The organism is Microbacterium ginsengisoli, assembly GCF_000956535.1.
Taxonomy (GTDB): Bacteria; Actinomycetota; Actinomycetes; order Actinomycetales; family Microbacteriaceae; genus Microbacterium; species Microbacterium ginsengisoli.
Window position 1 is genome coordinate 1 of sequence record NZ_JYIY01000034.1, and the last position, 10,324, is coordinate 10,324.

At 73.0% G+C, this 10,324-nt stretch carries 11 protein-coding genes; 4 read left to right on the forward strand and 7 right to left on the reverse strand.

What is annotated here, in order from left to right:
- Together RR49_RS15545 and RR49_RS00570 are read right to left on the reverse strand one after the other, a co-directional pair.
- Positions 1–995: AAA family ATPase (locus RR49_RS15545; protein WP_045245811.1), on the reverse strand; the 995-nt coding region annotated here is incomplete at its 3' end.
- Positions 992–2,146 carry an exonuclease SbcCD subunit D gene (locus RR49_RS00570; RefSeq protein WP_045245821.1) on the reverse strand — a complete coding sequence of 385 codons (1,155 nt, stop codon included), beginning with the start codon at positions 2,144–2,146 and terminating at the stop codon, positions 992–994. The genes RR49_RS15545 and RR49_RS00570, both read right to left, overlap by 4 nt.
- 383 nt (positions 2,147–2,529) lie before the next feature.
- Here RR49_RS00570 and RR49_RS00575 point away from each other — a divergent pair, with 383 nt between their 5' ends.
- The 3 genes from RR49_RS00575 (at position 2,530) to RR49_RS00585 (ending at position 5,616) form a co-directional block, all read left to right on the forward strand.
- Positions 2,530–4,200 carry a helix-turn-helix transcriptional regulator gene (locus RR49_RS00575; RefSeq protein WP_045245812.1) on the forward strand — a complete coding sequence of 557 codons (1,671 nt, stop codon included), beginning with the start codon at positions 2,530–2,532 and terminating at the stop codon, positions 4,198–4,200.
- An 88-nt stretch (positions 4,201–4,288) separates the two neighbouring features.
- Positions 4,289–4,777, forward strand: a complete 489-nt coding sequence (locus RR49_RS00580; RefSeq protein WP_045245813.1) for an 8-oxo-dGTP diphosphatase — start codon at positions 4,289–4,291, stop codon at positions 4,775–4,777.
- Positions 4,778–4,836: 59 nt separating this feature from the next.
- A complete protein-coding gene (locus tag RR49_RS00585) occupies positions 4,837–5,616 on the forward strand; it encodes an alpha/beta fold hydrolase (protein ID WP_045245814.1) in 780 nt (259 codons plus the stop codon).
- 57 nt (positions 5,617–5,673) lie between these two features.
- Here RR49_RS00585 and RR49_RS00590 read toward each other — a convergent pair whose 3' ends face one another.
- Complete coding sequence (locus tag RR49_RS00590; RefSeq protein ID WP_045245815.1) at positions 5,674–7,071, reverse strand: sensor histidine kinase; 1,398 nt, start codon at positions 7,069–7,071, stop codon at positions 5,674–5,676.
- Positions 7,068–7,757: a response regulator transcription factor gene (locus tag RR49_RS00595; protein WP_045245816.1), complete on the reverse strand. Its 690-nt coding sequence runs from the start codon at positions 7,755–7,757 to the stop codon at positions 7,068–7,070. The genes RR49_RS00590 and RR49_RS00595 overlap by 4 nt, the downstream gene beginning before the upstream one ends.
- A 154-nt stretch (positions 7,758–7,911) precedes the next feature.
- Here RR49_RS00595 and RR49_RS00600 point away from each other — a divergent pair, with 154 nt between their 5' ends.
- Positions 7,912–8,457: a hypothetical protein gene (locus RR49_RS00600; protein ID WP_045245818.1), complete on the forward strand. Its 546-nt coding sequence runs from the start codon at positions 7,912–7,914 to the stop codon at positions 8,455–8,457.
- A 75-nt stretch (positions 8,458–8,532) separates the two neighbouring features.
- On the opposite strand, the gene RR49_RS00605 is transcribed toward RR49_RS00600, so the two are convergent.
- The 3 genes from RR49_RS00605 to RR49_RS00615 are packed head-to-tail and all read right to left on the reverse strand — an operon-like array spanning position 8,533 to position 9,783.
- The gene (locus tag RR49_RS00605) at positions 8,533–8,823 is read right to left on the reverse strand and encodes a GNAT family N-acetyltransferase (RefSeq protein ID WP_045245819.1); all 291 of its coding nucleotides are present in this window, start codon (positions 8,821–8,823) and stop codon (positions 8,533–8,535) included.
- 26 nt (positions 8,824–8,849) lie between these two features.
- Positions 8,850–9,275, reverse strand: coding sequence for an organic hydroperoxide resistance protein (locus RR49_RS00610; protein WP_045245820.1), 426 nt, complete (start codon positions 9,273–9,275; stop codon positions 8,850–8,852).
- A gap of 58 nt (positions 9,276–9,333) precedes the next feature.
- Complete coding sequence (locus RR49_RS00615; protein WP_048809495.1) at positions 9,334–9,783, reverse strand: MarR family winged helix-turn-helix transcriptional regulator; 450 nt, start codon at positions 9,781–9,783, stop codon at positions 9,334–9,336.
- Positions 9,784–10,324 lie beyond the last annotated feature (541 nt).

The window sequence follows — 10,324 nt, forward strand, 5'->3', positions numbered from 1 at the left end:
ACTTCGCGCAGCGCCTCGGCGGCGAGCGCCCGCCGCAGCTCGGTGCGCGATACCTCGATGGCGGGCTCCGCCGCGGCGAGCTCGGCCGTTCGCCGCCGTTGCGCGGCCCGCTCGGTCTGCTGGTCGGTGATCCGGCGCGCGTCGGCGAGGGCATCGGATGCCGCGACCGCCGCGGCATCCGCCGTCACCGCCGTCTGCGCGATCGCGGCACGCCGATCCGCCGCGCGGGCGAGGGCACCCTCGAGATCGGAGGCGTCGAGATCGGCTGCCTCTAGGTCGGAGTCAGCAGCGGCATCGGCAGCGACGGGATCGCCGCCCCACCCCTCGCGCGCGATCAGCTCGGCGGCCTGCCGGCGCACGAGCGCGACGGCGTCGGCACCGCGGTCGAGCGCGTCGCGCGCCGACTTGCGCCCCTCGTCGAGGCGGCGCGTCAGATCGTCGTAACTGCGGGAGTCGAAGAGGGTGCGCAGCAGCTCCTGCCGCTCGTCGTTGCGGGCGAGCAGGAACCGCTGGAATCGGTTCTGCGCGAGCAGGATCACCTGCAGGAACTGCGCCTGCGTGAGCCCGACCACCTCGGCGAGCATGACCCCCACGTCGCGCGGCCCTGCCGCCACGCCCCGCCATCCGGTACCGTCCCACCGGGCGAGCTCGGCCCGCGCCTTCTCGAGCGTGACGCCCTCACCGCGCTGCTTCGGCCGCTCGTAGTCGGGCGCCCGCACGATGCGCCAGCGCTCGCCCGCCGCCGAGAACTCCAGCGCGACCTCGGTGATGTCGTTCGGGCCGCTGTGATCGCTGCGCAGGCGCTTGTCACCCGCCTCGTAACGAGGGACCGCACCGAACAACGCGAAGCAGACGCCGTCGAGGATGCTCGACTTGCCCGCCCCGGTGCGACCGGTGATGAGGTACAGACCGTCGGCGTCGAACGCGTCGAAGTCGACGCGCTGGCGCTCGCGATACGGTCCGAAGCCCTCGAGCTCGAGGCTGTGGAGCTTCACCGCGCCGCCTCCGTCGCCGACCGCTCCGCCAGCACGTCGGCGAGGACCGCTCGTTCGTCGTCGCTCAGCCCCTCCCCGACGCGCACGTGCGCGAGGAAGGAGTCAACCAGCTGCACGTCGTCACGGGCGGCACGCACGCGGGCGCCGTAGTCGGTGCGCTCGCCCGAGCGGCCGCCGGCGGGCGTGTGCGCGACGGTCGCGCACCACGGGAATCTCTCGCGCAGCCGTCGCATCGGATCGGGCTGAGGCGCGGCATCCGTGTATTCGGCGCTGACCCAGGCGTCTTCGTCGACGTCGAAGCGCGGATCGGAGAGAAGCTCGTCGAAGGTGCCGCGCACGACGGCGAGGCGACGGGGCACCGGAAGATCGAGCCAGGTCACCGCGGCGAGACCCGCCGCGTCGAGGTCGACGAGCCAGGCGCCGCGCGGCTTGTCGCGTTCGCCGAAGCTGTAGTGCAGCGGGGCGCCGCTGTAGCGCACCCGCTCGCTGAGCGTCGCCCGCCCGTGGATGTGCCCCAGGGCGACGTAGTCGGGACCGTCGAAGACCGACAGCGGAACGAGGTCGATGCCCCCCTGGGTGATGTCGCGCTCGACGCCGGGAGTGGCGTCGACGCCGGCCGCGAAGCAGTGCGAGAGCAGGATGCTGCGCCCCCCGCGCTGCGCGAGATCGTCGCGCACGAGCGACATGGCGTGACCGAGCACGTCGTGCTGCGTGCGCGTCGGGATATCCGGCCACAGGTGTCGCACGAGCGAGGGCTCGAGGAACGGGATGCCGTAGACGTGCACGGGCCCGTCGGCATCGTGCACGGTGACGGGCTCGGCGAGACGCGCGGGGTCGGTGAGCACTCGGATGCCCTCGCGCAGCAGCGGCGCCTGGAACCCGAGCCGGGCGGCGGAGTCGTGGTTGCCGCTGGTCACGATCACACTCGCCCCCGCATCGCGCAGGTCGAGCAGCGTCTCGGTGAGAAGGGCGTAGGTCGCGGCGGCCGGGGTCACGGAGTCGAAGACGTCGCCGGCGACGACGACGAGGTCGACGCGTTGCTCGCGCACCTGAGCGATCATCGCCCGCAGCACGGTCTCGACCGCGGCGAGAGTGCTCGTGCCGTGGAACGTACGACCGAGGTGCCAGTCGGACGTGTGCAGGATGCGCATGACCTCCACGCTACGGCGTCGCTCCGACACCGCCGGCGATCCGCTCACCCTGTGCCGCGCGCGAAGACGGAGACGCCCCGGGCGGTCCCACACACCGTCCGGGGCGACCTGCGACACCGTCCCGACGCCCCCAAAATGCACGCAGGGCATGATGCCTCAGGACGATCGACGACCGAGCGGCTCTTGGGGGCCGAGCCGCCCGATCGCCGACCGCGCCGAGAGACTATGCGTCCGACGGAATCCGTTGCATAGGGGATTCGGCGTATTCAGGCATACTGAAGGAAGGTCGATGGCGACCGCGCCCGACAGCCGTGAGATCCTGCCGAACGCGGCAGGTCGTACTGGGGGCAACCGTCCGCCGACGGACGGAGACGGCAGGGGATATGAGCGCCGCGGGAGACGCGCACGCGCAGATGTGGGCGGTGGTCGACGACGTGCTGCGTGCGGCATTCGCGGGCGACGCGGGGACGCTGCACGACACGCTCCGACGCCAGCGCTCGGATGCGGGATCACCGGCGGATGCCGCCCTGCTGGGCGTCGCCTGCGCCATCGCCGCGGTAGTCGCCTGCCGGTTCCCGGTGGCGATCGACGAGGCCGACGCCGCCTGGGATGCCGCCACCGATGCTCCGGGCGACGTGCGCCGCCTCGCGGCCGCGGCCCTGCTGATGTGCGATGCGATGGTCGGCACCGATCACGCGGCACGGCGCGGCATCCGACTGCCTGAGATCGTCGCGACGCTCGCCGCGCCCGGGCGAGGTCATCTTCTCGCCTGCTACCTGCTCGCCGAGGCCGCCATGAGTGCGGGAGCGTTCGCGGCGATCCCGCCGATCCTGCGGGCGACGGGGCTGGCGCCCGGACAGATCTCCGCCACCCCCGACGGCCCCGTCGACGGCGCCGCGCTGACGCTGCAGCTGCTGCTGGCCCGCTCGTTCGCGTTCCAGGGGCACACCGACCAGGCCCGCGGCGTGCTCGATGCCATCTCGCACGCCGGCGCCCGTGTGCCCGCGCGAGCCCATGCCGTCGTGGCGGCGATCGCCGCGTTCGCCGCCGCCGGCCGGGCCGACCGGATCGGGTTCGAGCGACTCGCGGGCGGAGTGCTCCGACGTACCCGCGGCGACGTGAACTACCTCTCGGTCGGCGCCTGCTTCTATGTGGCCTGGGGCATGCGCGCCCTCGGACAGCTGCAGCGCGCCGCCGGGGTGCTCGTGGCGATCGCGGGCGCCGACCTCGAACGCTCGAAGCTGTGGGATCAAGCGTTCGGACTCGAACTGCTCATCGAGGCGAGCCTCGAACGCGGAGACCTCGCGAGCGCGAAAAGCCAGGTGGCACGCGCCGCGCACCTCGCGCGCTTCCCGGTGGCCGCGGCATCCGTCGCCCGCGCCGAGAGCATCGTGGCGGCCTCCGACGGACACCGCGACGACGCGCGCACGCTCGCGCTCGCGGCCATCCGGCTCGACGAGGGCGCGGGAGCCCACACCGAGGTCATGCGCGGCAAGCTCGTGCACGCCGCGGCGATCGCCGACGACGACCCGGCGTCGGCGGCGCGCCTGCTCGCCGAGGTGGCGGCGGAGGCGGACGCGTACGGCCTGGAATCGGTGCGCCTGGTCGCCGCACGACGGTGGCGTCGCCTGCGGGAGACGCACCCGGAGCTCACCGGCGAGATCGTCATGCTCACCGCACGGCAGCGGCAGATCGGGGCGCTCCTGGCCGAGGGGCACAGCAACAGGGCGATCGCCGAGGCCCTGTTCCTGTCGCCGCGCACCGTCCAGGCGCACATCTCCGACATGCTCGAGATCACCGGAGCCCGCTCCCGCGTCTCGCTGGCCGCGCGGATCGGCTCCAGCCACGGCACGGATCTGAGCGCGTTGAGCCCCCGCCAGCGGGAGATCGCCGGACTCATCGCCGACGGTCGGCGCAACGCCGAGATCGCCCACGACCTCGGCCTCAGCGAGAAGACCGTGGAGAACCACATCGCCGCGATGTTCACCCGCCTGGGCGTGCGCTCACGCTCCGCGGTGGCCGCCGCCGTGCCGACCGCCGGCGTCGCGGGCTGAGGCGCGTCTCGAGCCTCGGAGATTCCCCCTCGTCCACGCCGCATAGCTGCGTCATCGGGGCGTCCCGCGGCGCCGTACGCTCGGAAGGGTGGAGCTGCCGGTCGTGTGCGTCGCGTTCCTTCTGCGCGAGGGCGTGGAAGGACCCGAGGTGCTGCTCGGATTCAAACGCACCGGTCTCGGCCTCGGCCGGCTGGTCGGCATCGGCGGGAAGGTCGAGCAAGGCGAGACGCTCGTCGAGGGCGCGGTGCGGGAGATCCACGAGGAGACCGGGCTCGTCGTCGACGGCGCCGATCTCACCGCGGTGGGCGTGCTCGACTACCTCTTCCCCGACGAACCGTCGTGGTCGCAGCGTTCGCACGTGTTCGTCGGCCGCGTCTGGCAGGGTGAGCCCGTCGAGACCGACGAGATCGTGCCGGCCTGGTTCCGCGTCGACCAGGTGCCGTTCACGCGCATGTGGGACGACGCGAAGCGCTGGCTGCCGGGCGTGCTCGACGGGGGGCGGGTGGCGGCATCCTTCACCTTCGGACCCGATCTCGCCACGGTCGTCGCCGAAGGACCCTGGCCCGCCGCCGACTGAGGGCACCGGGTCGCCCTCCCGTCACCTGCGTGTCACACGCGCCGGATAGCGTCTGTCCCATGGTGACCGCCGAGCTGCCCGACGGAGACTCCCGCGACGCCGCGCCGTATACGTTCACGCACGACGGGTCCACCCTGGTCGTCGAGGAGCAGGGCGAGGGGCCGGTCGCCTACGTGCTGGTGCATGGCATCGGCATGGGCCGCAGTGTCTTCGCCGATCTGGCGGTGCGGCTGCGGGAGAGCGGACAGGTGATCGCGCTCGACCTCCCCGGCTACGGCGAGGCGCCCGAGCCGCCCCGCACCCCGACGATCGAGCGCATGGCCGACCTCGTCGCCGCATTCCTCCGGCACCGGGGTCTCGACCGGGCGCACGGTCGCGTCGTGCTGCTCGGGCACTCGATGGGCTCGCAGGTGGCCACCGAGGTCGCGACGCGGCATCCGATGCTCGTCTGGCGACTCGTGCTGTGTGCCCCGACGATCAACATCGCCGAGCGGTCGGCTGTGCGCCAGCTCGGCCGGCTCGCACAGGACCTCTGGGGTGAGAGCCCGATCGTGCTCGTGCGCGGCGCCCGCGAGTATCTGCGAGCGGGTCCGAACCTGCGACGCAAGATGCGGGCGATGCTCGCACACCGGCCCGAGGAGTCGTACTCGCGCATCGTGGCGCCGACCCTCGTTATCCGCGGTGAGGGCGACCCGGTGTCGCCGCACGACTGGTGCCGGTTCGTGGTCGAGGAGATCCCCGACGCGCACCTGGTCGAGCTCTCCGGACACGGGCACGAGACGATGATCAAGGATGCCGCGGCCGCCGCGGCCCGCATCGTCGCGTTCGCACGTGCGTGAGCGGGCTCCCGCGCGCGCGGGAGGTCGATCCGGACCGGGCGGGAGCGGTAGCGGTGCTCAGCCGCGCGGCAGGAGCACGGTGAACACGGCTCCGCCGCCGTCGCGGGCGCGGGCGGAGACCGTCCCGCCGAGCCGGGTGACCAGACGTGCGGCGATCGAGAGTCCGAGCCCGGTGCCCACGGCGCGCGTGTCGCGGTAGCGGGAGCGCAGCACCCCGCGGTCGAACGCGACATCAAGGTCGCCGGCGTCGAGGCCGGGCCCCGTGTCGCTCACCTCGAACCGCACGCCGGCGGGGTCGGCGGCGGCGACCACGACGACCTCACCGCCCGCGGGCACCGCGCGCAGCGCGTTCTCGACGAGTCCGTCCAGCACCTGGCGCATGCGGTTCGGGTCGGCGCTGAGCACGCCGGCATCGGCGCCCACCCGGGTGCGCAGCACCGCCGGCACGGTCGCGGCGCGCGCGGCCCAGGCCTCGTCGACCTGCGCGACGAGGTCGGCGGCTGCGACATCCACTCTCTCGATGCTGAAGTCGTCGGCCTCGAGGCGGGCGAGCTCGAGCAGGTCGGCGACGAAGCGGTCGAGTCGGTCGGTCTCGGTGACGAGCACGCGGCCGGCGTCGGCGGTGGCCGCGGGGTCGATGACGCCGTCGGCGAGGGCCTCGCCGTAGCCGCGGATCGCCGAGAGCGGGGTGCGCAGCTCGTGCGATATCGACAGCAGGAATTCGCGCTGGCGCCCTTCGCTCGTGGCGAGCGCATGGTCGAGCGCGCGCAGGGCGAGAGCGACTTCGGATGTCTCGGCCGGCCCCGCGACCGGCACGTCGACGCCCCGCTCGCCGGCCGCGAGCCGCCGGGCGGCGCGGGCGGTCGCCGCGAGCGGGCGACTGAGCCATCGCGCGAGCAGCACGGCGGCGATCGCGGCCGCCGCGAGGGCGACGGCGAGGGCGATGAGCACGCGGAAGGTCACCTGTCCGAGGGCCGGGTCGAGGTCGCGCATCGGCAGCGCGGCGACCACATCGAAGCCCGCGCTCGTGCGCCGGGCCTCGACGAGGGCGGGGCCCGCGGCGCCACGTACCGTGCCGGAGTAGGTGCCCGTCGACGCCAGAGCCTGACGCACGACATCGGTCGCGTAGGTGCGTCCGGGGCCGCGGGCGGCACCTGTGCCGGGGGCGTCGATGACGGCGAACAGGGTGCCGCCGGTGGCGGACTCGGTCTGTGACCCGTCGAGCCCGGCCGGCACGCGATCGAGCCCCGCGATGAGGTCTACCTGCGCGGCGAGGCGGTCCTGCGCGACGCCGACCGTCGAGCTGCGGACGACCGGCACCGTGATCACGCCCGTGACGATGACGGCGAGCCCGACGACGGCGAGCATGACGAGCGTCATGCGCGTACGCAGGGTGCCGGGCCGTCGCCGCGGCCGGGGCGGGGCGACGGGCGCGGGCGGCACGGCGGCGGTCATCGGGGCTCCTCGTCGGCGGAGTACCCCACCCCGCGCACGGTCGCGATGGGGCTCGCCTCGCCGAGCTTGGCGCGCAGCTGCGCGACGTGCACGTCGACGGTGCGGCCGCCGCCGTAGTCGGCCTGCCCCCACACCGCCGACAGCAGCTGCTCACGCGTGTAGACGCGGCCGGGCGAGGCGGCGAGGTAGGCGAGCAGCTCGAACTCGGTCGCCGTCAGCGCGACATCCTCACCGTCGACCTCGACGCGGCGGCGGGTCTCGTCGATGCGCACCCGGCCGAGCGCGTGGACGCGGGAGGCGGGCGCCGCGCGCCGGCGCAGCAGCACCTTGACGCGGGCGACGAGCTCCCGCGGCGAGAACGGCTTGGTGAGGTAGTCGTCGGCGCCGAGCTCGAGTCCGACCACACGGTCGACCTCGTCGTCGCGAGCGGTCACGAAGATGACCGGGGTCCAGTCCCCGTCGGCGCGCAACGCCCGGCACACCTCGATGCCGTCGAGACCGGGAAGACCCACGTCGAGCACGATCGCCACCGGCCGCAGCCGCCGCACCGCGGCGAGCGCGGCATCCCCGTCGCGTTCCACGTGCACCCCGAAGCCCGCATTGCCGAGGTAGAGCCGTTCGATGTCGGCGATGGCCGGCTCGTCCTCGGCGATCAGCACGAGTCCTCGGTCGGCGGCGGGCTCCATGCGCCCATTCAATACCGATCGGGATGCCGCGGCCCGCCCGATCCGCGACACCTTACATTCCTCGAACACAGCGCGGACACCGCGTTCACGCAGATCGGGAACCGTGGGAGACACCTCGGGCCGATGGTCGGCGCCGGGGACGAAAGGAGCACCCATGTCCGTCCGCACCTGGCTCATCGGCGGTGCCGGCGCGCTCGTCGTCGGCACGGCGGTCGCGTTCGCCGCACCCGCGCTCGCCTCGACCACCGCCACGACCCCCACCCCCACCGCGTCGGCGAGCGCGTCGGCGTCGCCGTCGACACCCGACTGCAACGCCCGCGGTCGCCTCGGCGCGCTGTGGGCGAAGCTCCCCGAGCAGCTGCGCAACGACCTGAAGGCGGCGCGCGCGCTGCCGGCGGGCGCCGAACGGAAGGCCGCGTTCGAGACGATCAAGAACGAGGCGCTCGACGGCCACTACGGCACCGAGGTGCAGACCTGGGCGAAGAACGCCGGTGCACGCCCGCACGGCTGGTTCGATCGCGCGCCGGCCGCACTGAAGCAGGATGTGCGCGCGGCGCTGCAGCAGCCCGCCGGCTCGGCGCGGGAGGCGGCGCTGAAGAACGTGGCCGACAAGGCCGCCGCGGGCGACTACGGCACGGTCGTGAAGGACCGCGCCGAGAAGATCACGGACTCACCCTGGTGGAAGACCTGCGTGGCCTGATCCTCGTCTCACGGTGACAGACGACGGATGCCCCGGACCATCGAGGTCCGGGGCATCCGTCGTCTGTCAGAGGTGTCAGCGGGCGGCGACGATACCGGCGCGGTCCGGGTTCTTCTCGAACCACTCGGCCACGTACCAGCACACCGGGCTCACCTTGCGGTCGCCACGCTGCTCGAGGTCGGCGATGGCGTGCTCGGTCAGCACGCCCGCATACCCCTTGCCGCGGAAGGTCGGGATGGTGAAGGCCCGCGTCATCGCCACTGTCGAGCCGTCGTCGGCGTAGTCGATGACCGCCACGAGCGAATCGCCGTCGTAGAGCGCGTAGCGCGAGGCATCCTTCTCGTCCTGGTATCGCAGGTCAGCCATGACGTCCTCCTCGGCGCGGGTCAGTGTCAGTCTTCGACAACGCGCACGACGACGTCGATGTTCCCGCGGGTCGCGTTCGAGTAGGGGCAGACCTGGTGGGCGGCGTCGGCGAGGGCCTGCGCGGCGTCGCGGTCGAGCTCGGGGATGACCACCTCGAGTTCGACGGCGAGCTGGTAGCCGCCCTGCCCGTTCGGGCCGATGGAGACCTTGGAGCCGACCGCGGTGTCGTGGATAGAGACCTTCTGCGCACGGGCGACGGCCTGCAGTGCGCCGTGGAAGCAGGCGGCGTAGCCGGCGGCGAAGAGCAGCTCGGGGTTGGCGGCGGCACCTCCGGCTCCGCCCATCGAGGCGGGCACGGCGAGGTCGAGGTCGAGCACGCCGTCGGTCGTGCGCACGTGGCCCGAGCGTCCGCCTCCTGTCGAGAGGGCTTCGGCGGTGTAGAGGGTCTCCATGGGTTCTCCTTCCGAGGGCGAGCGGATGCTCGCGGGGGCCGGGCGTGTCCCGGCGGCGTCACCCGGCGAGGGCCGGGTGAAGATCGGGGGCCGCCTGCAGGGCGGCGGTGAGGGCGTGCAGCTGAGAGCGCAGTGCGATGCCGTTCTCGGCGCCGAGCCCCATCGCGTCGAAGACGCATTCGGCCACAGGTGCGAGCTGGGCGCGCACCTCGCGGCCACGGTCGGCGAGCCCGATCTCGACGACGCGCTCGTCGCGCGCGCGGCGGCTGCGCGTCACGAACCCCGCCTGCTCCATGCGGCGAAGCAGCGGCGAGAGCGTGCCGGAGTCGAGGCTGAGCTCGTCGCCGATCTCGCTCACGGTGCGGGCGCGGTCGTCGGAGAGCAGCACGAGCACGAGGTACTGGGGATAGGTGAGCCCGAGGGGCTCGAGCAGCGACCGGTAGGCCTGGGTGGTCGCGCGCGCGGCGCTGTAGAGCGCGAAGCAGAGCATGTCGACGGAGGGCTGCACGGCTCGATCCTCGCACACAATTGAATTGTGTGCAATTTATCTCGGATGCCGCATGCCGCCGATCTGCGCGGCCGATCCGGTCGTGACGGCGCGTTTCGTCACATTTGTTCATGCGGGACCGTGCGGCTTTGCGCGGTTTGACACCCCGTGAAACCGAGGGTGATAATCGACCCCATGACTGACAACGCGAAGCTTCTGTCCGCCTGGGAGGCGAACGGGACCGCTGGCATGATGATGCCGGCTCGCGCTGTCATGTGTTGTCGAATGTGCCGCTGACACGGCCACCCCGTCGGCACCCGGACTCCTTCTGAACGGAGATCCGCGCCCCGCATCCGATCGGCCGGACATCGTCGATCAGGATGCCGCACCTCGGCCGCGACCCGCGGCCCACACGACACCACGCACCGAACCGCGAGGCACACGCCCGGTTCCCTCCCCGAGGACTCATCCCATGTCGAACTCCGCCCTTCTTGACTCTCCCGTCGCCCGCCCCGCCCTGCGCATCGTCGAGCCCGCCGCCCCGGCCGCCGGGGCGGCCGGG

Bases quoted from the DNA above. Each gene is read 5' to 3' on its own strand.
- RR49_RS00590 (WP_045245815.1), bottom strand. From the start codon at position 7,071: ATGACCGCCGCCGTGCCGCCCGCGCCCGTCGCCCCGCCCCGGCCGCGG.
- RR49_RS00595 (WP_045245816.1), bottom strand. From the start codon at position 7,757: ATGGAGCCCGCCGCCGACCGAGGACTCGTGCTGATCGCCGAGGACGAG.
- RR49_RS00585 (WP_045245814.1), top strand. From the start codon at position 4,837: ATGGTGACCGCCGAGCTGCCCGACGGAGACTCCCGCGACGCCGCGCCG.
- RR49_RS00575 (WP_045245812.1), top strand. From the start codon at position 2,530: ATGAGCGCCGCGGGAGACGCGCACGCGCAGATGTGGGCGGTGGTCGAC.
- RR49_RS00610 (WP_045245820.1), bottom strand. From the start codon at position 9,275: ATGGAGACCCTCTACACCGCCGAAGCCCTCTCGACAGGAGGCGGACGC.
- RR49_RS00605 (WP_045245819.1), bottom strand. From the start codon at position 8,823: ATGGCTGACCTGCGATACCAGGACGAGAAGGATGCCTCGCGCTACGCG.
- RR49_RS00600 (WP_045245818.1), top strand. From the start codon at position 7,912: ATGTCCGTCCGCACCTGGCTCATCGGCGGTGCCGGCGCGCTCGTCGTC.
- RR49_RS00570 (WP_045245821.1), bottom strand. From the start codon at position 2,146: ATGCGCATCCTGCACACGTCCGACTGGCACCTCGGTCGTACGTTCCAC.